This window comes from Enterobacter cloacae complex sp. IR5412 (genome assembly GCF_049237385.1).
Lineage (GTDB): Bacteria > Pseudomonadota > Gammaproteobacteria > Enterobacterales > Enterobacteriaceae > Enterobacter > Enterobacter intestinihominis.
Map to the genome: position 1 here is coordinate 22,332 of NZ_JBMKHQ010000014.1, position 24,397 is coordinate 46,728.

A 24,397-nucleotide genomic window follows, 5' to 3' on the forward strand; every position below is an offset into this window, starting at 1 on the left:
ACGACGAGCATATGGATGGATGGCAGCGCGCCTTTGTCCTGCATAGTCGTCCCTGGAGCGAAACCAGCCTGATGCTGGACGTCTTCACGGAAGAGTCCGGTCGCGTGCGCCTTGTTGCCAAAGGCGCACGTTCCAGACGTTCTAATCTGAAAGGTGCCTTGCAGCCTTTCACCCCGCTGCTGGTCCGCTTTGGCGGGCGAGGGGAAGTCAAAACCCTGCGCAGTGCTGAAGCCGTCTCCCTGGCGCTTCCTCTTTCTGGTATCACGCTCTACAGCGGTTTGTATGTCAACGAACTCATTTCACGGGTTCTTGAACATGAGACCCGCTTCTCTGAACTTTTCTTTGATTACCTGCACTGTATTCAGGCACTTGCTGGCGCAACCGGCACCCCTGAGCCTGTGCTGCGTCGTTTCGAACTGGCGCTGCTCGGGCACCTTGGTTACGGCGTTGATTTTCTGCACTGTGCGGGAAGCGGAGACGAGGTAGAAGACACCATGACCTATCGCTATCGTGAGGAAAAGGGCTTTATTGCCAGTGTCGTCGTCGATAACAGCACTTTTACCGGGCGCCAGCTCAGAGCACTGTATGAACGCGAGTTCCCGGACGCCGACACCCTGCGTGCGGCAAAACGCTTTACCCGAATCGCGCTCAAGCCGTATCTTGGGGGCAAACCTTTAAAGAGCCGCGAATTATTCAGGCAGTTTATGCCGAAACGCTAATGTTTTACCCCTCACCCCAGCCCTCTCCCGGAGGGAGAGGGAGAAGGTAAATGACCAAAAATACCGAGGATTGTCATGGCTGAATTACTGTTAGGCGTCAATATCGATCACATCGCCACGTTACGTAATGCACGCGGTACCGCGTATCCCGATCCGGTTCAGGCGGCATTTATCGCTGAGCAGGCTGGCGCCGACGGCATTACCGTCCACCTGCGTGAAGATCGTCGCCACATCACTGACCGCGACGTGCGCATCCTGCGTCAGACGCTGGATACCCGCATGAACCTGGAGATGGCGGTGACAGAAGAGATGCTGGCGATTGCCTGCGAGACCAAACCGCATTTCTGCTGCCTGGTGCCGGAAAAGCGTCAGGAAGTGACCACCGAAGGCGGTCTCGATGTGGCCGGGCAGCTCGACAAAATGCGCGATGCCTGCAAACGCCTGGCGGATGCCGGTATCCTGGTATCTTTATTTATCGACGCTGATTTCACCCAGATTAAAGCCGCTGCCGACGTGGGTGCGCCGTATATTGAAATTCACACCGGCTGCTATGCCGATGCCGAAAACGACGCAGCGCAGGCGAAAGAGCTGGAGCGAATCGCCAAAGCGGCAATCTACGCCGCGAGCCTGGGACTGAAGGTTAACGCCGGACACGGCCTGACCTATCACAACGTAAAAGCCATTGCTGCCCTGCCGGAAATGCATGAGCTGAACATTGGCCACGCCATTATTGGTCGTGCGGTGATGAGCGGCCTGAAAGAGGCGGTGTCCGAGATGAAGCGCCTGATGCTGGAAGCGCGTCAGTAATGGCTATTCTGGGCTTAGGCACCGACATCGTTGAAATAGCCCGCATTGAAGCGGTGATCGCCCGCAGCGGCGATCGCCTCGCAAGACGCGTGCTGAGCGATAACGAATGGGCTATCTGGGAGGCGCATCAACAGCCGGTGCGCTTTCTGGCAAAGCGCTTCGCGGTAAAAGAGGCGGCGGCGAAAGCGTTCGGCACGGGCATTCGTAACGGCCTGGCGTTTAACCAGTTTGAAGTGTTTAACGATGAGCTGGGTAAGCCACGTCTGCGCTTATGGGGCGAGGCGCTTAAGCTGGCGGAAAAGCTGGGCGTGGCGCGCATGCACGTAACGCTTGCAGATGAACGCCACTATGCCTGTGCGACGGTGATTATTGAGAGTTAAATTTTGTCCGCATGGTGCATCAGGACAAACTTATCCCACAACTGTTCTTCATTCTCGACGTGTGCCGGATCTTTTAAGATCGTATTGGGAATTGGGCACACCTTCTGGCAGGTCGGCGTTTCATAGTGGCCGATGCATTCGGTGCAGCGGTCGCTGTTAATCTCATAAATGCTGTCGCCCATCGAAATCGCCTGGTTCGGGCATTCGGGTTCGCACATATCGCAGTTGATGCATTTTTTGGTGATTAACAGCGCCATCAGGAAATTCTCAGAAACATCACAAACAGGGCGGGCATTATACGCTCATTCGTTGTTCAAACCAGTTTTTTTACCAGCTCTTCGCTGTGCCGAATACGTTCTGGCGCACGCTCCAGATCCTGCTGAACCAGCGCCATAAACAGCAGGTCCGTCAGCATCATCTGCGCACTCGTCGACGAAATCGCCGCGCTGCGAGTGGCCTGTTCCTCGGCAATGGTATACAGGCAGCGGGTTGCCCGTTGCTGGAGCGCATTCGGGCTAAATCCGGTAATCGCCAGAATTTTTCCCCCTACGCGCAGGGCTTCGTCAGTGGCCATATTAATTTCACGTCGCTCGCCGGAATAGGAGATGGCCAGCAGTAAATCGTCAGGATCCATGGCCTGCACGGTCGCCAGCAGCGCGTGCATATCCTGTTCAACGATGGCGTTATAGCCGATTTTTGTCAGCTTCCAGCCAAAGTTACGCGCAACCAGTCCGGAGGCGCCGATCCCGGTCAACACAATGCGCCGCGCGTCGCGAAGCATGGCTACGCTTTCCAGCAGCTTCTCTTCCGTGTTCACATCCAGCGTGGCATGCATTGCCGCCACGTTCTCCTTGATCAGCTTTTCGCCCACCAGACGCATCGGATCGTCGCCACGGATCTGGTTATGCACCGGCATTGACTGCGGATTCGGGTTGCTCACCAGTGCTTCACTGATCGCCAGCTTTAGCGCCGGAAAGCCCTTATAGCCTATTTTCTGGGCGAATTTCACCACGCTCGACTGGCTCACCCCGGCTTCGCCTGCCAACTGCTGGGAGCTGAGGTGTCGCGCGCGATCGGGCTGAGAAAGTAAAAAATCCGCCAGCTTTTTATCACTCTGGGCAAACCCTGCGTAGCGCTGACGAATACGAATTAAACAGTTCATACGGTCTCCTGGCGAAAATGTGATTACCCGCGCAAATACGAATTTTGCTCGCCTGAATGAATTTTATATTCCATTATAGTGCGTTTATTATGAATTAAAAATTCCAGAGGTAAACAACATGAATCTTGGCTCTCTTGTTTCTGAAACGCGTAACCCGCAAACCATGGATCTTGATGCACTGTCCACGCTGGAGCTGGTAAACCGCTTTAATCAACAGGATACCCTCGTCGCGCTGGCAGTCAAAGAGACATTGCCTGAGGTAGCAAAAGCCGTAGACGCCGCTGCCGACGCTCTCAAAGCAGGAGGACGCATTATTTATATGGGAGCGGGAACCAGCGGGCGCCTCGGTGTGCTGGATGCCTCAGAATGTCCGCCGACTTTTGGCGTTCCGCACGGGCTGGTCGTTGGCCTGATTGCCGGTGGCCCCGGCGCGCTGCTGAAAGCGGTAGAAGGGGCAGAAGACAATAAACAGCTTGGGGAAGATGATCTCAGGGCGCTAAACCTGACCGCGCAGGATCTGGTGGTCGGGCTGGCGGCTTCTGGTCGTACGCCGTACGTCATTGGTGGACTGGAATATGCCAGACAGACCGGGTGCACCACAGTGGCCATCTCCTGTAACCCGGGCTCGCCGATTGCGCAGGTGGCCGCCATTGCCATCTCTCCGGTCGTCGGGCCGGAAGCGCTCACCGGCTCCACACGGCTGAAGTCGGGTACCGCGCAGAAGCTGGTGCTCAATATGATCTCCACCGGCGCGATGGTGAAATTTGGCAAGGTCTACCAAAACCTGATGGTGGATATGCAGGCCACTAACATCAAGCTGGTGGACAGAGCGTGTCGCATGGTGATGGAAGCGACAGGCGCCAGTCGTGAAGAGGCGGAAAAGGTGCTTCAGCAGACCGATCACGATGTAAAACCCGCCATTCTGATGATATTAACCGGGCTGGATGCAGCCGCGGCCAGAGCCAGACTCGAAGCCCATCACGGGTTTTTACGGGCGGCATTAGAACACCAATAAGAGGCGTGTATGGACAAAACAGCAGCGCTCGCCAGCGACATCCTGCTCGGGATCGGTGGGGAAAAAAATATTCAGCGTCTTGAGAACTGTATGACGCGTGTTCGCGTCGAGGTGCATAACGACGAACAGCTTGATTTGACGCGCCTTAAGCAGCTTCCCGGCGTGAGCGGGTACGTTAAGCAGGGGCAACAGCACCAGTTGATTGTCGGTCCGGGCAAAGCGGCGCAGGTGGTAGATGCCATGCGCGCCCTGATGACGGGCGGTGAAACGGCTCCCGCCTTTGACGATGCGGAACGCACCAAAGCGCAGGCGAAAGCCAAATACAAAGCCCCTATGAGCGATGCGCTGCGCCAGCTGGCTAACGTCTTTATTCCGCTGATCCCGGCGTTTATCGCGTCGGGGCTGATCACCGGGATTATCAATATTCTTAAGCGTCCGGATATTGTCGGGGATTTTGCCACGCAGTATCCGAACCTGCTGGGTATTCTGGCGATTTTCGGCAGCGCGGTGTTTGCCATCATGAACATTCTGGTGGGGGTGAACACGGCCAAAGTGTTTGGCGGCTCGCTGGCGATGGGCGGCGTTATGGCGGGTATCCTCTCCAGCCCGCAGCTGGCGCAGATTACGCTGTTTGGCGAGGCGCTTCAGCCTGGCCGCGGCGGGGTGATTGCCGTGCTGCTGGTGGTCATTCTGATGTGCTGGATCGAGAAAAAGCTGCGCGCGGTGCTGCCAGGCTCGATTGAGCTGATCCTCAACCCGCTGCTGACCACATTGATTACCGGGAGCGTGGCGATTGTGGCGCTGCAACCGTTAGGCGGCGCCATCTCTGAAGCCATCGCCCACGGCGCGTCTCTGGCTATCGATCGCGGTGGGTTATTGGTGGGGGCTGTGCTGTCCGGAACCTTCCTGCCGTTAGTGCTGACCGGTTTGCATCAGGGGCTAGTGCCGATTCACGTCGAACTGGTACAGGCGCACGGCTATAACGCCCTGCTGCCGATCCTGTCGATGGCGGGCGTTGGGCAGGTCGGCGCGGCCATCGCGGTGCTGATGAAAACCCGCAACGCACGTCTGAAAAAGGTCATTAAAGGGGCGTTGCCGGTCGGGTTGCTCGGTATCGGCGAGCCGCTGATTTTCGGCGTTACGCTGCCGCTGGGCAAGCCGTTCCTGGCCGCCTGTCTCGGTGGCGCGGTGGGCGGGGCGTTGATTAGCTACTGGAAAGTGGCGACCGTTATCACCTTCGGGATTTCCGGTTTACCGCTGGCATTAACCATCGTGACCGGAAAAGTGATGCTCTATCTGTTAGGCTATCTGGTAGCGGTGATCGCCGGGTTCCTGTTTACCTGGCTATTAGGATTCAACGACCCAGAGGAGTAAGGTTTGGCAAATCACGAGCGTCGCGTTGTCTTTTTTGATCTGGATGGAACGCTGCATCAGCAGGATATGTTCGGCACCTTTATGCGCTATCTGCTGCGGCGCCAGCCCCTTAACGCGTTGCTGTTATTGCCCCTGTTACCCGTTATTGGCATCGCGCTACTGGTGAAAGGCCGTTCAGCGCGCTGGCCGATGAGCCTGCTGCTCTGGGGATGTACGTTTGGTCATAGCGAAGCGCGTCTTAAGCAGCTTGAACAGGATTTTGCCCACTGGTTTCGCGGGCACGTCGCCGCGTTTCCCGTGGTCCAGGCGCGCCTGACCAGCTATCTCGACGCCAACGATGCCGATATCTGGCTGATTACCGGCTCCCCGCAGACGCTGGTGGAGCAGGTCTATTTTGATACGCCCTGGCTGCCGCGCGTAAACCTTATCGCCACGCAGATCGCGCGCGGCTACGGCGGCTGGGTGCTTACCCTGCGTTGCCTCGGACATGAAAAAGTGGTGCAGCTGGAGAAACGCATCGGTACGCCGCTGCGTCTGTACAGCGGCTACAGCGACAGCAAGCAGGACAACCCGCTGCTCTATTTTTGCCAGCACCGCTGGCGCGTCACGCCTCTGGGCGAACTTCAGCAACTCGAATAGTCTTATCTGTACCGGCTGTGTATAATGCCGCCCGCTTTTCGACTGGAGTATCAGCCCTTGTCCAACCCTGAACACAATCATGAATACTGGATGCGCCACGCGCTGGCGCTGGCTCAGCGCGCCTGGGAAGAGGGCGAAGTTCCCGTGGGCGCGGTGCTGGTCCATAACAATCAGGTAATTGGTGAAGGGTGGAACCGTCCGATTGGCCGTCACGATCCTACCGCGCATGCTGAAATTATGGCGCTGCGTCAGGGCGGACTGGTGCTGCAAAACTATCGTCTGCTTGATACCACCCTGTATGTCACCCTTGAACCGTGCGTAATGTGCTCCGGGGCGATGGTGCACAGCCGAATCGGTACGCTGGTGTTTGGCGCGCGGGATGAAAAGACGGGCGCTGCTGGTTCACTGATGGACGTACTTGGGCATCCGGGGATGAACCACCAGGTGAAAACTATCGGCGGGGTACTTGCACCAGAATGTTCGGGTCTGTTAAGTGACTTTTTTCGAATGCGTCGGCAGCAGAAAAAGCAACAAAAGGCAGAATTGAAACCGCAGGATGATTAAGCTCGTCCGGTGCGACCACCGGATAGCTTTCAGCCAGCTGTTGCGCCTCGGCCGCCTCTTTTTCTTTCTCCAGCAGATATCCCACCAGGCTTATCTGATACTTACGAATATTTTCCACGTAGGCATACGCTTCATGCCCGCGCGCATAGCCGTACGTCAGCTTCTGGTACCACTGTTTCTGGCTAAGCAGCGGCAGGCGCTGTTTTACATCTGACCAGCTGTCCGGGTTACCTTTGGTTTTTGCCGTCAGCGTCCGCGCGTCGAGCATATGGGCATAACCCATGTTATAGGCGGCCAGCGCAAACCAGATCCGCTCCCCTTCAGGGACCGTCTCCGGCACTTTCGCCATCATATCCTGTAAATATTGCGCGCCGCCGCTGATGCTCTGTTCCGCATCGGTTCGATCGCTAATGCCGAGGCTCTGCGCGGTATTTTTGGTCAGCATCATCAACCCGCGCACGCCCGTGGGGGAGGTGGCCTGAGCATCCCAGTGCGATTCCTGGTAGGAAATTGCCGCCAGTAACTTCCAGTCAATCTCCTGAGCGTACTTCTCGAACAGCGGTTGCAGGTCCGGCAGCACGCTATCCACCGCGCGCAGGAAGGAGCGGGTGTCAACGTAATCAAAATCGTCACCGTGACCGAGATATTTCTCTTCCAGACGCGCCAGGGTGCCGTCTTCATTGATGGAATTAAAGAAATCGAGCATAGCCGCAGAGACGGTTTGATCGTCGTCTAACTGGGTAAACCAGGTTACCGGCTGTTCATCGGTCACATCCAGCGCCACGGCGATTTCAGGATGAACGCGCTGGAAAAGGCTGATCGCCACCGAATCAGCAATGGTATAGGCCAGCTTTTTATCTTTTACCTGCTCCAGCAATTCGGTAGTGCCGAGTTTAGGATCGACCGTCCAGCTGAGGTTCGGGTATTTTTTCTCTTTCAACGCCCGCAGATCGTCAATCACCACATGGCCCGGCGCAATGGTCAATTGTTGGTCGGTAATGTCGGCCAGTGAGCGCGGGCGCAAGCTACCCACACGATAAACCACCTGCTGCGACACAGAGTAATAGGTCGGGCCCGGCTGATAATTTTTGCTGCGTTCGCTGTTGTACACCAGACCTGCGGCGAGAATATCGGCTCGGTCATGGTCTAAATCATCAAACAGCTGGTTGATGTTCTGCCGCACGGTGACTTTAAGCTTCACGCCCAGATAGTCCGCAAACAGCTGTGCCAGTTCGTAATCAAGACCAATGGTTTTACCGTTGATATCGTCGTATATAAGCGGAGAGGAGAGGGTACTGACGCGCAACTCCCCCCGCTCCTGAATGGCGGCGATACGGTTTTCGGCTTTGCCGAACCAGGGGATAGACGGCCAGAGGGCCACTGCCAGCAGCAATGTAACAATGCCGATGAGCAGATAATTAATCTTTAATTTTTTCAATTAGTTAATTCTCTGCGACGCCGGTTGCCTCAGTGTGCTGTAGTCATGTTAAGAGTAGAGTTTGCCATTGATTGAGCGGCATTTTGCGCAAAGTAGCGCCAGTTGGCAACCAATTAGAGAGACAGGTCACATCTATTGTTAAACAAAAAGGATGATTTTATTTCGACGCAAACGGTTTCGTCGGCGCTCAGGATTCTCTATAATGACGCCCGTTTTCCCCCCTTGCGCACACTGTAAGCGCCCCGGCGCTTCGAAGACGAGAGACTTATGATGGAAATTCTGCGTGGTTCGCCTGCACTGTCTGCCTTCCGTATTAATAAACTGCTGGCACGTTTTCAGGCGGCCGACCTTCCGGTAAGCAATATTTACGCTGAGTATGTCCATTTTGCTGACCTGAATGCCCCCCTGAATGCAGAGGAGCGCGTACAGCTGGAACGTCTGCTTAAATATGGCCCAAGCCTGAGCAGCCATACGCCGACCGGCAAATTAATCCTCGCCACGCCACGTCCTGGCACCATCTCCCCCTGGTCTTCCAAAGCCACCGACATCGCTCACAACTGCGGCCTGAGCCAGATTAACCGTCTGGAGCGCGGCGTGGCGTACTATGTGGAAGCGTCAACCCTGAGCGACGCGCAGTGGCAGGCCGTCACAGCGGAGCTGCACGACCGCATGATGGAGAGCGTGTTTGACTCTCTGGATGATGCGCAGAAACTGTTCTCCCACCATCAGCCTGCGCCGGTACAGAGCGTGGATCTGCTGGGGCAGGGGCGTCAGGCGCTGATCGACGCAAACCTGCGTCTTGGTCTGGCACTCGCAGAGGATGAAATCGACTACCTTCAGGATGCATTCGTTAAGCTGAATCGCAACCCGAACGACATCGAACTGTATATGTTCGCGCAGGCCAACTCCGAGCACTGCCGCCACAAGATTTTCAACGCCGATTGGATTATCGACGGCGAACAGCAGCCGAAGTCGCTGTTCAAAATGATCAAAAACACCATGGAGCAAACCCCTGACCACGTGCTGTCTGCCTATAAAGACAACGCCGCGGTGATGGAAGGTTCCGAGGTGGGCCGCTTCTTCGCCGATCGCGAAGCAGGGCGCTATGACTTCCATCAGGAGCCCGCGCATATCCTGATGAAAGTGGAAACCCACAACCACCCGACGGCGATCTCCCCATGGCCGGGTGCGGCGACCGGCTCCGGCGGTGAAATCCGTGACGAAGGGGCGACCGGTCGCGGCGCGAAACCAAAAGCGGGTCTGGTCGGTTTCTCCGTCTCCAACCTGCGTATCCCGGGCTTTGAACAGCCGTGGGAAGAAGATTTCGGCAAGCCAGAGCGCATTGTGACCGCGCTGGATATCATGACCGAAGGCCCGCTGGGCGGCGCGGCGTTCAACAATGAATTTGGTCGTCCGGCGCTGAACGGTTACTTCCGTACCTACGAAGAGAAAGTGGACAGCCACAACGGCGAAGAGCTGCGCGGCTACCACAAACCCATCATGCTGGCGGGCGGGATCGGCAACATTCGCGCCGATCACGTGCAAAAAGGTGAGATCGTCGTGGGCGCGAAGCTGATCGTGCTCGGCGGCCCGGCCATGAACATTGGTCTGGGCGGTGGTGCAGCCTCGTCTATGGCTTCCGGCCAGTCTGATGCGGATCTCGACTTCGCGTCCGTGCAGCGCGACAACCCGGAAATGGAGCGCCGCTGTCAGGAAGTGATCGACCGCTGCTGGCAGCTCGGCGATGCCAACCCGATTCTGTTCATCCACGACGTGGGCGCGGGTGGGCTCTCTAACGCCATGCCTGAGCTGGTGAGCGACGGCGGTCGCGGCGGGCGCTTCAACCTGCGCGATATCCTGAGCGATGAGCCAGGCATGAGCCCGCTGGAAATCTGGTGTAACGAATCCCAGGAGCGCTACGTGCTGGCGGTTGCTGCCGATCAGCTGCCGCTGTTTGACGAGCTGTGCCGCCGCGAGCGCGCGCCGTATGCCGTCATCGGTGAAGCTACCGAAGAGCAGCACCTGACTCTCAGTGATACCCATTTCGACAACCAGCCGATCGATCTGCCGCTCGACGTGCTTCTCGGCAAAACGCCGAAGATGACCCGCGACGTTACAACCCGCAAAGCGGCGGGTAAAGCGCTGGATCGTCAGGGCATTATTGTGGCGGAAGCGGTTAACCGCGTGCTGCACCTGCCTGCGGTGGCGGAGAAAACCTTCCTGGTCACCATCGGCGACCGTACCGTGACCGGTATGGTGTCACGCGATCAGATGGTCGGCCCGTGGCAGATCCCGGTCGCTAACTGCGCCGTGACCACCGCGAGCCTCGACAGCTACTACGGCGAAGCGATGGCGCTGGGTGAACGCACCCCGGTGGCTCTGCTGGACTTCGCCGCTTCTGCCCGTCTGGCGGTCGGTGAAGCGCTGACCAATATCGCCGCGACGCAGATTGGCGACATCAAACGCATCAAACTTTCCGCGAACTGGATGGCCGCTGCCGGTCACCCTGGCGAAGACGCGGGCCTGTACGAAGCGGTAAAAGCGGTGGGTGAAGAGCTGTGTCCTGCGCTCGGCCTGACCATTCCGGTGGGTAAAGACTCCATGTCGATGAAAACCCGCTGGCAGGAAGGCAGCGAGCAGCGCGAGATGACTTCGCCTCTGTCGCTGGTGATCACCGCGTTTGCGCGCGTGGAAGACGTGCGTCATACCGTTACGCCGCAGCTTTCCACTGATGATAACGCCCTGCTGTTGATTGACCTCGGCAAAGGCCATAACGCGCTGGGTGCCACCGCGCTGGCACAGGTTTATCGCCAGCTCGGCGAAAAGCCAGCCGACGTGCGGGACGTCGCACAGTTGAAAGGCTTCTACGACGCAATTCAGGCGCTGGTGGCGCAGCGTAAGCTGCTTGCCTACCACGATCGTTCCGATGGCGGCCTGCTGGTGACGCTGGCAGAGATGGCCTTCACCGGCCACTGCGGCGTTGAAGCAAACATTGCAACGCTTGGTGAAGACCGCCTGGCGGCGCTGTTTAACGAAGAGCTGGGTGCCGTCATTCAGGTACGCGCCGCAGATCGCGACGCGGTGGAAGCGATTCTGGCGCAGCACGGTCTGGCAGACTGCGTGCACTATCTCGGTAAAGCGGTGCAGGGCGACCGCTTCGTGATTGAAGCCGACGGCCACCCGGTGTTCAGCGAAAGCCGCACCACGTTGCGTATGTGGTGGGCGGAAACCACATGGCAGATGCAGCGCCTGCGTGACAACCCGGAATGTGCCGATCAGGAGCATAACGCGAAGGCGAACGACAACGATCCTGGCCTGAACGTGAAGCTCACCTTCGACATCAACGAAGACATTGCCGCGCCGTACATTGCGACCGGTGCGCGTCCTAAAGTGGCCGTGCTGCGCGAACAGGGCGTTAACTCCCACGTTGAGATGGCAGCGGCCTTCCACCGGGCGGGCTTTGACGCCATCGACGTCCACATGAGCGACCTGCTGGCAGGGCGTACCGGGCTGGATGATTTCCAGGCACTGGTAGCCTGCGGGGGGTTCTCCTACGGTGACGTGCTGGGCGCGGGCGAAGGCTGGGCGAAGTCCATCCTGTTCAACAGCCGCGTACGTGACGAGTTTGAAACCTTCTTCCACCGTCCGCAGACGCTGGCGCTGGGGGTGTGTAACGGCTGCCAGATGATGTCTAACCTGCGCGAGCTGATCCCGGGCAGCGAAGCCTGGCCGCGCTTTGTGCGTAACCAGTCTGACCGCTTTGAAGCGCGCTTCAGCCTGGTAGAAGTAACCCAAAGCCCGTCTCTGCTGTTGCAGGGGATGGTCGGTTCGCAGATGCCAATCGCGGTTTCGCACGGTGAAGGTCAGGTTGAAGTCCGTGATGCGGCGCACCTGGCTCAGCTTGAAAGCAAAGGACTGGTGGCGCTGCGCTTTGTTGATAACTTTGGCAAGGTCACCGAAACCTATCCGGCTAACCCGAACGGTTCGGCAAATGGCATTACCGCGGTCACCAGCGAAAGCGGTCGGGTGACGATTATGATGCCGCACCCGGAGCGTGTCTTCCGTACCGTGAGCAACTCCTGGCACCCGGAAAACTGGGGCGAGGACAGCCCGTGGATGCGCATTTTCCGCAACGCACGTAAACAACTAGGTTAAGTTTCAACGCCCTGACTGTAGGCCCGGTAAGCGCGAGCGCCACCGGGCTTTTTTGTCTCTGTCGCAAAATCGCGACAACTCTCTGGTCTGAGTGTCTCCAAAAGGAGACATTTAACCTGTTGATTTATATGCGGCAGGACAGGTTCCCGTTAAGGTGTTGCTTAATAGCGACACTTAGCCTGGAAATCATTTACGTAACAATCAATACGTTTTGATAATAAAAATATTACTAATCATAAGGATAGCATTAATTTTTGCAATCTGGCACGCGTGTTGCATAATAGTAACCAGTGGCTCATTCACCTTCTTATGTCAGCCCCTTCGGGACGTGCTACATAAACTTCGAATGACGCACAAAAAGGTGCCTGCCGTCCAACTACTGATTATTGCAATGCTTTATCAGGCCAGGGCGAAACGTCGAGTTAGGCACCGCCTTATTCCATGACAAAGCCGGGTTTTTACCCGGCTTTGTTGTATCTGAAGGGCAGACTCAGTTACGCTCTCCTCAAACCCGGATGAAGAGAGTAATGTGTTGAAACGCTGGCCCGCTTTCCCTCGCTCCCTGCGACAGCTCGTTATGATGGCCTTCCTGCTGATCCTGCTACCTTTGCTGGTTCTGGCCTGGCAGGCCTGGCAAAGCCTGAACGCGTTAAGTGCACAGGCGGCCCTGACTAACCGCACCACGCTTATTGATGCTCGCCGTAGCGAGGCGATGACCAACGCCGCGCTTGAGATGGAGCGTAGCTATCGCCAGTACTGCGTGCTGGACGATCGCACGCTGGAGAGGGTCTATCAGAACCAGCGTAAACGCTACAGCGAAATGCTGGACGCCCACGCCGGGGTGCTGCCAGATGACAAACTCTATCAGGCGCTGCGTCAGGATCTGAACGATCTGGCGCAGCTCCAGTGCAAAAACAGCGGTCCTGATGCCGCCGCCGCCGCCCGACTTGAAGCCTTCGCGAACGCCAATACGGAGATGGTTCAGTCCACCCGTACGGTTATCTTTTCCCGTGGTCAGCAGCTCCAGCAGGAGATTGCCGAGCGCGGCCAGTTCTTCGGCTGGCAGGCGCTGGTGCTGTTCCTCGTCAGCCTGGGGCTGGTGCTGCTCTTTACCCGCATGATCATCGGCCCCGTGAAGGGGATCCAGCGGATGATTAACCGCCTGGGGGAGGGTAAATCTCTCGGGGATACGGTCGTTTTTAAAGGCCCGCGCGAGCTGCGCTCGGTCGGTCAACGCATCATCTGGCTTTCAGAGCGCCTGGCGTGGCTGGAATCGCAGCGCCACCAGTTCCTGCGCCATATCTCACACGAACTCAAAACGCCGCTGGCCAGCATGCGTGAAGGTACGGAACTGCTGGCCGACGAAGTGGCGGGGCCGTTAACCCCTGAGCAAAAAGAGATCGTGGCGATTCTGGATGCCAGCAGCCGCAATTTACAAAAGCTTATTGAACAACTGCTGGACTATAACCGCAAGCTGGCGGATGGTGCTGTGGTGCTTGAAAGCGTTGAGATTGAACCGCTGGTGGACATGGTGATCTCCGCCCATAGCCTGCCAGCAAGAGCTAAAATGATGCATACCCAGGTGGAACTCAACGCGCCAGCCTGTCTTGCAGAACCGATGCTGTTAATGAGCGTACTGGATAATCTTTATTCCAATGCGGTGCACTATGGTACTGAATCCGGTACCATTTATATCAGAAGCAATAACAACGGTTCGCGGGTATTTATTGACGTAGCGAATACCGGAAGCCCGATTCCGGATGATGAAAAAACGATGATCTTTGAACCCTTCTTCCAGGGGAGTCATCAGCGAAAAGGTGCGGTAAAAGGAAGTGGTCTGGGGCTGAGTATTGCCCGCGACTGCATACGACGCATGCAGGGTGAGCTTAACATCGTGAGTGATGAACGCGCCGATGTCTGTTTTCGTATCGAACTGCCTCTTGAGCCGGAAAAATCAATGAAATGAATAACAACCTTGTGAGTATGTCACACGTCTTTTACCGCGCACTGCGCGCGGTGTTTTCCAGCAAAAATGTGCGCCTCAGCCTGCCCTGCTTACTGCTGGCAGGCTGTGTAACCCATGCACCGAAAAGTGCAATTAGCCACAAACAGGAAGATAAATGGCCGCAAAAACAGCTGGCCGATTTCCTTTCAACACGTTGCGATGATATCTGGAGCCTGTCGGGGCGTGATGTTGAATCCAATCCGCTGTTCTGGCTGCGCGGAATAGACTGCGCCCAGCGGCTGGCGCCCGCTGAGGCCCGTGCCCAGGCGGCGATGCTGGTGGACGATACCTGGCAGGACGCGTTTAAACGCGGGATCGTGATGGCGGATGCCAGAATCACGCCTGTCGAACGCCGCGCCAACGTGACGCGGCTGGATACTTACGTGATCAATATTCCCCCCCAGGTGCGCCCGGTCTATCAGCTCTGGCGGGACGGACAAACCCTGCAATTACAGCTGTCCGAAGAGCGTTTCCGCTACAGCAAATTGCAGCAGTCGAGCGACAGCGAGCTTGATGCGCTTCGCCAGCAGCAGGAGTCGCTGCGCGAGCAGCTGGATACCACCACCCGCAAGCTTGAAAATCTGACCGATATCGAAAGACAGCTCTCGACGCGTAAGCCGGCAGGCAGCTATCTGCCCGATGGGTCGAAAGGCAACTCTGCCACGACGCCAGACAGTGAGATGCCGAAACAAGAGGATGTGAAGCCATGACAAGCCGTAAACCTGCCCATCTGTTACTGGTGGATGACGATCCCGGGCTGTTAAAGCTGCTGGGGATGCGTCTGGTCAGCGAAGGCTACAGCGTGGTCACCGCTGAAAGCGGGCAGGAGGGGCTGAAGGTGCTCAGCCGTGAGAAAATCGATCTGGTGATCAGCGATTTGCGCATGGATGAAATGGATGGCCTGCAACTGTTCACGGAGATCCAGAAGCAGCAGCCCGGGATGCCGGTGATTATCCTCACCGCTCACGGATCTATTCCTGATGCGGTGGCCGCGACGCAGCAGGGGGTATTCAGCTTCCTCACCAAACCGGTGGATAAAGACGCCCTCTATAAAGCGATCGACAGCGCCCTTGAGCACGCGGCGCCATCCGGCGACGACGCCTGGCGTGAATCCATCGTGACGCGTAGCCCTGTAATGCTGCGCCTGCTGGAACAGGCGCGGATGGTGGCGCAATCCGACGTTAGCGTGCTGATCAACGGCCAGAGCGGGACCGGGAAAGAGATCCTCGCCCAGGCGATCCACAACGCCAGCCCGCGCAGTAAAAATGCTTTTATTGCCATTAACTGTGGCGCGTTGCCGGAACAGCTGCTCGAATCAGAGCTCTTCGGCCATGCCCGCGGCGCCTTTACCGGCGCGGTGAGCAGCCGTGAAGGGCTGTTCCAGGCGGCTGAGGGGGGCACGCTGTTCCTTGATGAAATTGGCGATATGCCCGCGCCGCTGCAGGTCAAATTGCTGCGCGTGTTGCAGGAGCGGAAAGTGCGTCCGCTTGGCAGCAACCGCGATATCGATATCAACGTGCGTATTATTTCCGCCACCCACCGTGATTTACCCAAGGTGATGGCGCGCAACGAGTTCCGCGAAGATCTCTACTATCGACTGAATGTCGTCAACCTGAAAATCCCGGCGCTGGCCGAGCGTGCGGAAGACATCCCGCTGCTGGCAAATCACCTATTGCGCCAGGCCGCTGACCGCCACAAACCGTTTGTGCGCGCGTTCTCCACCGATGCGATGAAACGCCTGATGACCGCAAGCTGGCCGGGTAACGTACGCCAGCTGGTGAACGTGATTGAGCAGTGCGTGGCGTTGACGTCATCGCCGGTGATCAGCGATGCGCTGGTGGAGCAGGCGCTCGAGGGGGAAAACACGGCCTTACCGACATTTGCGGAAGCGCGAAATCAGTTCGAGCTGAACTATCTGCGCAAGCTGCTGCAAATCACCAAAGGCAACGTGACCCACGCGGCGCGCATGGCCGGGCGTAACCGTACCGAGTTCTATAAATTGCTCTCACGCCACGAGCTGGAAGCGAACGATTTTAAAGAGTAATACCGCAAAATTCGCCTGAATATGATACTGTGAGCAACCGATTACGAGGCTGCTTACTGGCAAGAGTTTAAGGACCCACCATGAAAAAAATTGATGCGATTATTAAACCTTTCAAACTGGATGATGTACGTGAAGCGCTGGCAGAAGTAGGCATCACCGGGATGACCGTAACTGAAGTGAAAGGTTTTGGTCGTCAGAAGGGCCACACCGAGCTATACCGTGGCGCAGAGTACATGGTGGACTTTCTGCCGAAAGTGAAAATCGAGATCGTGGTGAGCGATGATATCGTCGATACCTGTGTGGATACCATCATCCGCACGGCGCAGACCGGTAAAATTGGCGACGGGAAAATCTTCGTCTTTGACGTGGCGCGCGTGATCCGTATCCGTACCGGCGAAGAAGACGACGCGGCGATTTAACATTCTTGCCGGGTGGCGCTGCGCTTACCCGGCCTACAGAACCCTTCGCAGGTCCGTGCAAGCGCAGCGCCGCCGGGCGATTACAGCACTTTATGCGGGCCGAAACATTCGTAATGAATGTTGTCTTTGTTCACGCCCAGGTCTACCAGCTGCTTCGCGGCATACTGCATAAACGCTACCGGTCCACACACGTAGAACTGCATCCCCGGTGCGCTAAACGCACCTTCGTGCTGCCCTAAATTCATCAGGCCTTCGCTGTCAAAACGTGCCGCTGCGCGGTCAGCTTCCGTGGGTAAACGATACCAGGTATGCGCGGTAAAGTGTGGCAGACCCGCTCCGAGCGCTTTCACTTCATCTGCAAAGGCGTGCACATCACCGTTTTCGGCCGCGTGGAACCAGTTAACCTGCGCGCTGTGGTTTGATTTTGCCAGCGTATCCAGCATCGCCAGCATTGGCGTTTGACCAACACCTGCGGAAATCAGCGTCACCGGGGTACCCGATTCCACCGCCATAAAGAAATCACCCGCTGGCGCGGCCAGATGAACGATATCACCCACGCTGGCGACGTTATGCAGCCAGCTGGATACCTGACCGCCTTCCTCACGTTTAACCGCAATGCGATAGCCTTTGCCGTCTGGCTTGCGGGTCAGGGAGTACTGGCGAATCTCCTGGTGCGGGAAGCCTTCAGGCTTCAGCCAGACGCCCAGATACTGCCCCGGCTGGTAATCGGCAACTGGCTGGCCGTCCACCGGCTCAAACTCAAAGCTGGTGATCAGTGCGCTGCGCGGGGTTTTCTCAACGATGCGGAAAGCACGCGTGCCTTCCCAGCCGCCATTCTTGCTGGCGTTTTCGCTGTAGATCTGCGCTTCACGGTTGATGAACACGTTTGCCAGCACGCCGTATGCCTTACCCCAGGCATCCAGCACTTCCTGGCCCGGGCTGAACATTTCGTCCAGGGTTGCCAGCAGGTGACTGCCCACGATGTTGTACTGCTCAGGTTTGATCTGGAAGCTGGTGTGCTTCTGGGCGATTTTTTCCACCGCAGGCAGCAGAGCCGGCAGGTTTTCGATGTTGCTGGCATAGGCGGCAATAGCGTTAAACAGCGCTTCGCGCTGATCGCCGTTACGCTGGTTGCTCATGTTGAAAATCTCTTTGAGCTCCGGGTTATGCGCGAACATGCGATCGTAGAAATGAGCGGTCAGTTTAGGACCCGTTTCAACCAGCAGGGGGATTGTGGCTTTCACGGTAGCGATGGTTTGGGCGTCGAGCATAGCAGCTTCCTTCTGATGTTACTTTAATGATGTATTTTATATGCATCTTATAAAAATACCCCTGCAATGTAAATGGTTCTTTGCATCGTGAAAAATATGCATCACAAAGCTGAAAAGAAATCCGTTGAAAATGGCGAGAGCTTTATTGCTCAAACCCTTGCGTGGCGTGTAGGTAAACGTTTGCGTAAAATCGTTTGTCAAGACCTGTTATCGCAGAACTATTCAGTTATACTGTTGCCCGTCGTCCAACAGGACTGCCTTTTCAGGCCAAAAATTTACTTGTTAGCTGAGTCAGGAGATGCGGATGTTAAAGCGTGAAATGAACATTGCCGATTATGATGCCGAACTGTGGCAGGCTATGGAGCAGGAAAAAGTACGTCAGGAAGAGCACATCGAACTGATCGCCTCCGAAAACTACACCAGCCCGCGCGTGATGCAGGCGCAGGGTTCTCAGCTGACCAACAAATATGCTGAAGGTTACCCGGGCAAGCGCTACTACGGCGGTTGCGAATACGTTGATATCGTTGAGCAGCTGGCGATTGACCGTGCGAAAGAACTCTTTGGCGCTGACTACGCGAACGTCCAGCCGCACTCTGGCTCTCAGGCTAACTTCGCTGTTTACACCGCGCTGTTGCAGCCGGGCGATACCGTTCTGGGTATGAACCTGGCGCAGGGCGGCCACCTGACTCACGGCTCTCCGGTTAACTTCTCTGGCAAACTGTACAACATCATCCCTTACGGTATTGATGAGTCCGGTAAAATTGACTACGAAGACATGGCGAAGCAGGCCAAAGAGCACAAGCCGAAGATGATCATCGGTGGCTTCTCTGCTTACTCCGGCATCGTTGACTGGGCAAAAATGCGTGAAATCGCTGACAGCATCGGCGCGTACCTGTTCGTCGACATGGCGCACGTTGCCGGTCTGATTGCCGCTGGCGTTTACCCGAACCCGGTTCCACATGCGCACGTTGTGACCACCACCACCCACAAAACCCTGGCGGGTCCACGCGGTGGCCTGATCCTGGCGAAAGGCGGTGACGAAGAGCTGTACAAAAAGCTGAACTCCGCCGTGTTCCCAAGTGCCCAGGGCGGCCCGCTGATGCACGTTATCGCCGCGAAAGCCGTCGCGCTGAAAGAAGCGATGGAGCCAGAGTTCAAGGTTTACCAGCAGCAGGTTGCTAAGAACGCCAAAGCGATGGTGGAAGTGTTCCTGAACCGTGGTTACAAAGTGGTGTCCGGTGGGACTGAAAACCACCTGTTCCTGCTGGATTTGGTCGATAAGAACCTGACCGGTAAAGAAGCTGACGCAGCCTTGGGCCGCGCCAACATCACCGTGAACAAAAACAGCGTGCCAAACGATCCGAAGAGCCCGTTCGTGACTTCCGGTATCCGTATCGGTTCTCCGGCCGTAACTCGCCGTGGCTTTAAAGAAGCGGAAGTGAAAGAGCTGGCGGGCTGGATGTGTGACGTTCTGGACAACATCAATGACGACGCGGTTATCGAGCGCGTTAAAGGTAAAGTGCTGGACATCTGCGCACGCTTCCCGGTGTACGCATAATTCTCTGCGTTTCAGAACTGAAAAAGGCCGCTCATGCGGCCTTTTTTTATGGGCTAACGTCGGTCGAGGGAGATGGCCCCCGGCCCGGTAATCGCCAGCAAAATAAAGGCGCCAGCGATACTCACATTTTTATAGAAGTTAATCATATTTGGCAGGACCGCATCGCCCGTCATATCCCAGTAGTGGTGTCCAATCACCGCCGTTCCCAGCGTATAGAAGACAAAGATCACCGCGAGGGGGCGGGTAAAAAAGCCCAGAACGATCAGAATCGCGGCGGGGATTTCCATTACCACCGCAATAATCGCGGCCAGCATGGGCATGGGGGCGCCGAGCGACGTCATGTACTGAACGGTGCCGCTAAACCCCGTCAGCTTGGGATAACCGAAAATAATAAACAGGACCACGATAGCAATGCGGGCAATTAAAAGCAGGAGAGAACGAGAGGATCCGAAATCGAAATAACGTAAGCTGTTCATGGCAAACGACCTCTTCAGGCGATGTCTTATAAACGTAATACAGTTTTACCGCTCTCGCCATACGCTGTACGGCTGGTGATGATGTTAATTTTTAGTTAATTTATAGCGCGCTAACGACTTGCTAAAGTCAGGGATTAACGCCAGACTATCGCCTCCATTTCGGGAGGGATTCATGGTCTTGCATTCCACGCGCTGGCTGGCGCTCAGCTATTTCACCTATTTCTTTAGTTACGGTATTTTTTTGCCTTTCTGGAGCGTCTGGCTCAAGGGAATTGGTCTGACGCCTGAGACCATCGGCATCCTGCTGGGCGCGGGGCTGGTGGCACGTTTCCTGGGTAGCCTGCTGATAGCGCCCCGCGTCAGCGATCCCTCCTTACTGATTAAAGCGGTGCGAATTCTGGCCCTGCTGACGCTGGTCTTTGCGGCCTGCTTCTGGGTCAGCCACCAGTTTGCCTGGCTGATGGTGGTGATGGTTGGCTTTAATCTGTTCTTCTCCCCGCTGGTGCCGCTGACGGATGCCCTGGCGAACACCTGGCAAAAGCAGATCACCATGGACTATGGACGCGTGCGCCTGTGGGGATCGATTGCCTTCGTGATTGGCTCTGCGCTGGTCGGGAAACTGGTCAGCCTCTATGACTATCGCGCCATTCTGGCGCTGTTAACGCTCGGCATCGCCTCGATGCTGCTCGGTATGTTGCTGCGTCCGTCGGTGATGCCGCAGGGCGAAAGCCGCCATCAGGAGAGCGCTGGCTGGCCCGCCTGGCGCTCGCTGGTGGCGCAAAGCTGGCGTTTCCTGGCCTGCGTCTGTCTGCTTCAGGGGGCGCATGCGGCCTATTACGGCTTCAGCGCCATCTACTGGCAGGGGGCGGGCTACTCGGCTTCTGCGGTAGGCTACCTGTGGTCGCTCGGCGTGGTTGCGGAGGTCATTATCTTCGCGCTGAGCCAAAAACTGTTCCGTCGTTTCGGGGCGCGTGACCTGCTGCTGCTTTCCGCCGTTTGCGGCGTAGCGCGCTGGGGCATTATGGGCTGGACGACGGAGCTGCCGTGGCTGATTGTGGCGCAAATTCTGCACTGCGGAACCTTCACCGTCTGCCATCTGGCGGCGATGCGCTATATCGCGGCGCGAGAGGGTGGGGACGTTATTCGTCTTCAGGCAGTCTATTCAGCGGTGGCGATGGGCGGCAGTATTGCGGTGATGACCGTATTTGCCGGTTTCCTCTATCAGCACCTGGGCCACGGTGTGTTCTGGGTGATGGCGCTGGTCGCTTTACCGGCCATTGTCATCCGCCCTAAAGTCGCTGCTCGCACGTAACTAGGATTCGAGCATAACGCGAATATGTTCCTGCTGCTGCGTGTTCAGGGTCTCAACGGCATGAATGAGCGGCGGCGAGAACAGCGGCAGGGCGGTTGGATAAGGCGTAATAACCAGCGCCGCCTCGCGGGGGGCGCCCTCCTTCTTAAACGCTTCCAGGCTAAGATAACGAATATTGAGCGGCAGCAGCGTCAGCTCGCGAAGCTGCTGCTCAATTAACTCCTCGCAGGCTTTATCTTCCCCCGTTAACAGGACCACCTGTTTTTCATGAAGATCGGTTTCCTGCATCAGCCAGGCACCAAAAATCACCGCCACCAGAGCCATCTCTTCACCGGAGAATCGCAGGCCAAATTCGGCTTCCAGCTCAAACAGCGCCTCTTTAGTGGTGCGCAGCAGCCGGGGGTATAGACGGTGGATCTCTTCCGGCAGACTGTTGTCGATGCCGATGTCAAATAAGGAGCGGTCCAGCGCCTGAGCCAGATGAATATACAGCTGATCGGTCAGCCCTTGCTCATCGCTGAAGTTCATCCCGGTTTGCGCCCGGAAACGGGCAATCATACGCACGATGGCCCGACGCAGGCGCTGATCCTGCTGGTGTTTATCCAGTACCGGGTCGGGTGTGCGGAGCATCATAAACAGCAGCGCCAGGAACAGCTGTTCATCACAGTGCGTTCCCTGCGGGACGCGCCGTTTCCAGTGACGGACAATTTCCTGCGCCGTAAAGTATTCCCCTCTCGATTGCGTCCAGCTGCGCTGAACGGGTGAAAACTCCGGCGTATTGCCCAGATGATGCTGAATCAGACAATATTGCAGATAAAGCTGTAAAAACTGTACGTCGCGGGACTCAAACTGGCGCTGAAGCTTGCGCGCGCAAAAGTTGATAAGCGCCCGAAGGTTCGCATCGTCATAAAGCGGGCGGGCAATGCCGTGCTGTTTGAGCGCGGTTTTTAAGGCAGGGGTAAACTGTTGGGCGACAAAATGTGGACACAGCCGAAGCGCCCTGCGCAGCCAGTGCAGCAGGCACAAACGCTGATTCAGGGCGGAGCCCTCAATACGGTAGCAACCGTCATGGTGCGTGACGATATCAAGCCGATGATAGCGCTGGATTTCATCGCGCGTCTCGGCTATATCTTGCCGTGCCAGGACGTCGTCCACGCCGTTGGCAGCGATTATGCTCTGTGCGGTGACGGCAGCATCGGGCAGGTAAAGCATCAAAAGCACCTGGCAACGGCGCTGCGAACTGGAAAGCACAGATGGAATTTCAAGCGTCGTCATCATCTGTCGGGTATCCAGTGTGAATGTTTGATAAGAATAGTTAAAGGATGGGCGCTGAAAAGCGCGCCGGCAGGCCTTTCATTCAGGATTGCTGGCGAACATCACAGAATTTTTGACGTGAGGAATTGATGCAAACAGTTAAACAAAGCGTGACAGCGTTATTTTTGGCGGTTATCACCTCCGCCGCCAGCGCACATCCTCACAGCTTTATCAGCCTGAAAACCGAACTGGTGACGGACGGCACACAGCTCAGCGGCCTGAAGATGCGCTGGACGATGGATGAAATCACCTCCGCCGACCTGCTGTACGATGCCGGAAACGCAAAGCCCGTCGACGAGATCTGGAAAAAGCTGGCGGCGGAAGTCATGGCCAACGTGCTGGGTCAGCACTACTTCACCGAGTTCTGGCACAACGGACAAAAGGTGAAATTTCTTAACCGTCCCACGGAGTACGGTATGACCCGCGACGGCCATCAGGCGGTGCTGACGTTTATCCTTGCGCTGGCGCACCCTCAGCCGCTGGCCGGGCAGAAGTACAGGTTTTCCACGTTTGACCCAACCTACTATGTCGATATGCATTACGCCCAGGACAGCGACGTGCAGTTGCCAGAAATATTGCAAAAAAGCTGCAAAATTGCCGTGCACACGCCGACGCCCAGTGAAGAGACGCTGAACTTTGCCGTTTCCCTTGATAAAGAAGATGCGCCTCCAGAAGACATGGAATTAGGAAAACAGTTTGCGCAGGAGGTGACGTTGCAATGTCAGTGATCTCCTCCCCCGTCAGTAAGCCGCGTCGCTGGCTGCACCTCTGGCCTCTGGCGCTCTTTTTGCTGTTAGCGTCTGGCGGCGCGCTCTGGCTGTGGCAGGCATGGCCGCAGGTGATGATGAAAAGTATCCTCTGGCAGCGGGAAGTTAATCAGCAGATGAGCGGGCTGCTGAAAGCCGTGGCGGAAAATCCGTCCAAAGCGGGCGGCTCTCTTCTGGCGTTCAGCTTTATCTATGGCGTGCTGCATGCCCTGGGGCCGGGGCACGGCAAAATCGTCATCACGACCTGGCTTGCCACCCATCCGTCGAAGCTGAAATCGAGTATCGGCCTGACGCTGGCTTCCTCTTTACTTCAGGGCGGTGTGGCAATTGCGCTGGTCGTGGTCGTCCTTTCGCTGCTACAGCTCCCGGCCCGCCAGCTGCATATGAGCAGCTTCTGGCTGGAGAAGGGAAGTTACGCGCTGGTAGGCTTACTGGGGCTGATTCTCTGCTGGCGGGCGCTGAAAAAATTGCGCGCGTTGCTGCAAAAACCAAAATTCAAAATCTTTACGCCGCATCACGTTCACCATGAAAACTGCGGGTGCGGGCATCAGCATCTGCCGACGCAGGAACAATTACAGAATGGTGACGACTGGCGTGCGCGCCTGATGATTGTTCTCTCAATGGGGATGCGTCCATGCTCGGGCGCAATCATGGTGCTGTTGTTCAGCAAAGTGATAGGTGTATTTGGCTGGGGCATGATCTCGGCGCTGGCGATGGCGGCGGGAACATCTCTGACTATCTCTTCGTTAGCCTTGCTGGTGCACAGCTTCCGTCAGCTGGCGGTAAAACTCAGCGGCAATAAAACGCCGGTATTGTGGCGACAGGTTGGCTGGACGACGCTTGCGCTGGCGGGCGGGGTGATTCTGCTGGTGGCTGCGGTCACGATGTGGATAAGTGCGGTGCCGGTGGGAAGGGGGTTGCGGCCTTTTTAGCCATACCTGAGGGGTTTGTAGGCCCGGTAAGCGTAGCGCCACCGGG

The 24,397-nt window shown here is 56.7% G+C and carries 22 protein-coding genes; 16 read left to right on the plus strand and 6 right to left on the minus strand.

The genetic code is table 11. From position 1 onward, the window contains the following. Window positions 1–11 precede the first annotated feature (11 nt). From recO to acpS, 3 genes are all read left to right on the plus strand, one after another. Window positions 12–719, plus strand: a complete 708-nt coding sequence (gene recO, locus ACOTX2_RS20095) for a DNA repair protein RecO (protein WP_015572142.1) — start codon at window positions 12–14, stop codon at window positions 717–719. 75 nt (window positions 720–794) lie between these two features. Beyond that, window positions 795–1,526, plus strand: coding sequence for a pyridoxine 5'-phosphate synthase (pdxJ, locus tag ACOTX2_RS20100; protein ID WP_063148279.1), 732 nt, complete (start codon window positions 795–797; stop codon window positions 1,524–1,526). Beyond that, window positions 1,526–1,906: a holo-ACP synthase gene (acpS, locus tag ACOTX2_RS20105; RefSeq protein WP_063148280.1), complete on the plus strand. Its 381-nt coding sequence runs from the start codon at window positions 1,526–1,528 to the stop codon at window positions 1,904–1,906. The genes pdxJ and acpS overlap by 1 nt, the downstream gene beginning before the upstream one ends. On the opposite strand, the gene ACOTX2_RS20110 is transcribed toward acpS, so the two are convergent. Further along, window positions 1,903–2,163, minus strand: coding sequence for a YfhL family 4Fe-4S dicluster ferredoxin (locus ACOTX2_RS20110; RefSeq protein ID WP_023300734.1), 261 nt, complete (start codon window positions 2,161–2,163; stop codon window positions 1,903–1,905). The genes acpS and ACOTX2_RS20110 overlap by 4 nt on opposite strands. Window positions 2,164–2,219: 56 nt before the next feature. Then, window positions 2,220–3,068, minus strand: a complete 849-nt coding sequence (locus ACOTX2_RS20115; RefSeq protein WP_023300733.1) for a MurR/RpiR family transcriptional regulator — start codon at window positions 3,066–3,068, stop codon at window positions 2,220–2,222. Window positions 3,069–3,186: 118 nt separating this feature from the next. Here ACOTX2_RS20115 and murQ point away from each other — a divergent pair, with 118 nt between their 5' ends. From murQ to tadA, 4 genes are read left to right on the plus strand one after another with little or no spacing between them, the layout of a single operon-like run. Further along, window positions 3,187–4,083: an N-acetylmuramic acid 6-phosphate etherase gene (gene murQ, locus ACOTX2_RS20120; RefSeq protein ID WP_023306721.1), complete on the plus strand. Its 897-nt coding sequence runs from the start codon at window positions 3,187–3,189 to the stop codon at window positions 4,081–4,083. A 9-nt stretch (window positions 4,084–4,092) separates the two neighbouring features. Beyond that, the gene (locus tag ACOTX2_RS20125; protein WP_023306720.1) at window positions 4,093–5,457 is read left to right on the plus strand and encodes a PTS transporter subunit EIIC; all 1,365 of its coding nucleotides are present in this window, start codon (window positions 4,093–4,095) and stop codon (window positions 5,455–5,457) included. A 3-nt stretch (window positions 5,458–5,460) separates the two neighbouring features. Next, entirely contained in the window at window positions 5,461–6,096 is a 636-nt protein-coding gene (gene yfhb / locus ACOTX2_RS20130; RefSeq protein ID WP_063148281.1) for a phosphatidylglycerophosphatase C, read from the plus strand. A gap of 24 nt (window positions 6,097–6,120) precedes the next feature. After that, complete coding sequence (gene tadA, locus ACOTX2_RS20135; RefSeq protein ID WP_022649032.1) at window positions 6,121–6,660, plus strand: tRNA adenosine(34) deaminase TadA; 540 nt, start codon at window positions 6,121–6,123, stop codon at window positions 6,658–6,660. On the opposite strand, the gene mltF is transcribed toward tadA, so the two are convergent. Next, a complete protein-coding gene (gene mltF / locus ACOTX2_RS20140) occupies window positions 6,548–8,098 on the minus strand; it encodes a membrane-bound lytic murein transglycosylase MltF (RefSeq protein WP_032623752.1) in 1,551 nt (516 codons plus the stop codon). The genes tadA and mltF overlap by 113 nt on opposite strands. A gap of 267 nt (window positions 8,099–8,365) precedes the next feature. On the opposite strand from mltF, the gene purL reads away from it, so the two are divergent. From purL to glnB, 5 genes are all read left to right on the plus strand, one after another. After that, window positions 8,366–12,253 (plus strand): phosphoribosylformylglycinamidine synthase, encoded by a 3,888-nt coding sequence (gene purL / locus ACOTX2_RS20145; protein WP_045308545.1) that lies wholly within the window; start codon window positions 8,366–8,368, stop codon window positions 12,251–12,253. Window positions 12,254–12,785: 532 nt separating this feature from the next. Next, window positions 12,786–14,219, plus strand: a complete 1,434-nt coding sequence (gene qseE / locus ACOTX2_RS20150) for a two component system sensor histidine kinase QseE/GlrK (protein ID WP_032622390.1) — start codon at window positions 12,786–12,788, stop codon at window positions 14,217–14,219. Continuing rightward, window positions 14,216–14,968 (plus strand): two-component system QseEF-associated lipoprotein QseG, encoded by a 753-nt coding sequence (gene qseG, locus ACOTX2_RS20155; RefSeq protein ID WP_022649028.1) that lies wholly within the window; start codon window positions 14,216–14,218, stop codon window positions 14,966–14,968. The genes qseE and qseG overlap by 4 nt, the downstream gene beginning before the upstream one ends. Next, window positions 14,965–16,302, plus strand: coding sequence for a two-component system response regulator GlrR (gene glrR, locus ACOTX2_RS20160; protein WP_015572150.1), 1,338 nt, complete (start codon window positions 14,965–14,967; stop codon window positions 16,300–16,302). The genes qseG and glrR overlap by 4 nt, the downstream gene beginning before the upstream one ends. 80 nt (window positions 16,303–16,382) lie before the next feature. After that, window positions 16,383–16,721, plus strand: coding sequence for a nitrogen regulatory protein P-II (gene glnB / locus ACOTX2_RS20165; protein ID WP_003860685.1), 339 nt, complete (start codon window positions 16,383–16,385; stop codon window positions 16,719–16,721). A gap of 80 nt (window positions 16,722–16,801) precedes the next feature. Here glnB and hmpA read toward each other — a convergent pair whose 3' ends face one another. Continuing rightward, window positions 16,802–17,992, minus strand: a complete 1,191-nt coding sequence (hmpA, locus tag ACOTX2_RS20170; protein WP_032623756.1) for an NO-inducible flavohemoprotein — start codon at window positions 17,990–17,992, stop codon at window positions 16,802–16,804. 304 nt (window positions 17,993–18,296) lie between these two features. Here hmpA and glyA point away from each other — a divergent pair, with 304 nt between their 5' ends. Then, window positions 18,297–19,550 carry a serine hydroxymethyltransferase gene (glyA, locus tag ACOTX2_RS20175; RefSeq protein ID WP_003860678.1) on the plus strand — a complete coding sequence of 418 codons (1,254 nt, stop codon included), beginning with the start codon at window positions 18,297–18,299 and terminating at the stop codon, window positions 19,548–19,550. A gap of 53 nt (window positions 19,551–19,603) precedes the next feature. Here glyA and ACOTX2_RS20180 read toward each other — a convergent pair whose 3' ends face one another. Further along, entirely contained in the window at window positions 19,604–20,026 is a 423-nt protein-coding gene (locus tag ACOTX2_RS20180; protein ID WP_038416512.1) for a DoxX family protein, read from the minus strand. Between the two features lie 172 nt (window positions 20,027–20,198). Here ACOTX2_RS20180 and ACOTX2_RS20185 point away from each other — a divergent pair, with 172 nt between their 5' ends. Next, window positions 20,199–21,338 carry a 3-phenylpropionate MFS transporter gene (locus ACOTX2_RS20185; protein ID WP_003860673.1) on the plus strand — a complete coding sequence of 380 codons (1,140 nt, stop codon included), beginning with the start codon at window positions 20,199–20,201 and terminating at the stop codon, window positions 21,336–21,338. Here the strand turns inward: ACOTX2_RS20185 and csiE are convergent, their stop codons facing one another. Beyond that, window positions 21,339–22,616 carry a stationary phase inducible protein CsiE gene (gene csiE / locus ACOTX2_RS20190; protein ID WP_023300722.1) on the minus strand — a complete coding sequence of 426 codons (1,278 nt, stop codon included), beginning with the start codon at window positions 22,614–22,616 and terminating at the stop codon, window positions 21,339–21,341. 125 nt (window positions 22,617–22,741) lie between these two features. Here csiE and ACOTX2_RS20195 point away from each other — a divergent pair, with 125 nt between their 5' ends. Next, window positions 22,742–23,380 carry a DUF1007 family protein gene (locus tag ACOTX2_RS20195; RefSeq protein WP_063148282.1) on the plus strand — a complete coding sequence of 213 codons (639 nt, stop codon included), beginning with the start codon at window positions 22,742–22,744 and terminating at the stop codon, window positions 23,378–23,380. Continuing rightward, window positions 23,371–24,351, plus strand: a complete 981-nt coding sequence (locus tag ACOTX2_RS20200) for a nickel/cobalt transporter (protein ID WP_063148283.1) — start codon at window positions 23,371–23,373, stop codon at window positions 24,349–24,351. The genes ACOTX2_RS20195 and ACOTX2_RS20200 overlap by 10 nt, the downstream gene beginning before the upstream one ends. The last annotated feature ends 46 nt before the right edge of the window (window positions 24,352–24,397 follow it).

Bases quoted from the DNA above. Each gene is read 5' to 3' on its own strand.
- recO (WP_015572142.1), top strand. From the start codon at position 12: ATGGATGGATGGCAGCGCGCCTTTGTCCTGCATAGTCGTCCCTGGAGC.
- pdxJ (WP_063148279.1), top strand. From the start codon at position 795: ATGGCTGAATTACTGTTAGGCGTCAATATCGATCACATCGCCACGTTA.
- acpS (WP_063148280.1), top strand. From the start codon at position 1,526: ATGGCTATTCTGGGCTTAGGCACCGACATCGTTGAAATAGCCCGCATT.
- ACOTX2_RS20110 (WP_023300734.1), bottom strand. From the start codon at position 2,163: ATGGCGCTGTTAATCACCAAAAAATGCATCAACTGCGATATGTGCGAA.
- ACOTX2_RS20115 (WP_023300733.1), bottom strand. From the start codon at position 3,068: ATGAACTGTTTAATTCGTATTCGTCAGCGCTACGCAGGGTTTGCCCAG.
- murQ (WP_023306721.1), top strand. From the start codon at position 3,187: ATGAATCTTGGCTCTCTTGTTTCTGAAACGCGTAACCCGCAAACCATG.
- ACOTX2_RS20125 (WP_023306720.1), top strand. From the start codon at position 4,093: ATGGACAAAACAGCAGCGCTCGCCAGCGACATCCTGCTCGGGATCGGT.
- tadA (WP_022649032.1), top strand. From the start codon at position 6,121: ATGCCGCCCGCTTTTCGACTGGAGTATCAGCCCTTGTCCAACCCTGAA.
- purL (WP_045308545.1), top strand. From the start codon at position 8,366: ATGATGGAAATTCTGCGTGGTTCGCCTGCACTGTCTGCCTTCCGTATT.
- qseG (WP_022649028.1), top strand. From the start codon at position 14,216: ATGAATAACAACCTTGTGAGTATGTCACACGTCTTTTACCGCGCACTG.
- glrR (WP_015572150.1), top strand. From the start codon at position 14,965: ATGACAAGCCGTAAACCTGCCCATCTGTTACTGGTGGATGACGATCCC.
- glnB (WP_003860685.1), top strand. From the start codon at position 16,383: ATGAAAAAAATTGATGCGATTATTAAACCTTTCAAACTGGATGATGTA.
- hmpA (WP_032623756.1), bottom strand. From the start codon at position 17,992: ATGCTCGACGCCCAAACCATCGCTACCGTGAAAGCCACAATCCCCCTG.
- glyA (WP_003860678.1), top strand. From the start codon at position 18,297: ATGTTAAAGCGTGAAATGAACATTGCCGATTATGATGCCGAACTGTGG.
- ACOTX2_RS20180 (WP_038416512.1), bottom strand. From the start codon at position 20,026: ATGAACAGCTTACGTTATTTCGATTTCGGATCCTCTCGTTCTCTCCTG.
- ACOTX2_RS20185 (WP_003860673.1), top strand. From the start codon at position 20,199: ATGGTCTTGCATTCCACGCGCTGGCTGGCGCTCAGCTATTTCACCTAT.
- csiE (WP_023300722.1), bottom strand. From the start codon at position 22,616: ATGATGACGACGCTTGAAATTCCATCTGTGCTTTCCAGTTCGCAGCGC.
- ACOTX2_RS20195 (WP_063148282.1), top strand. From the start codon at position 22,742: ATGCAAACAGTTAAACAAAGCGTGACAGCGTTATTTTTGGCGGTTATC.
- ACOTX2_RS20200 (WP_063148283.1), top strand. From the start codon at position 23,371: ATGTCAGTGATCTCCTCCCCCGTCAGTAAGCCGCGTCGCTGGCTGCAC.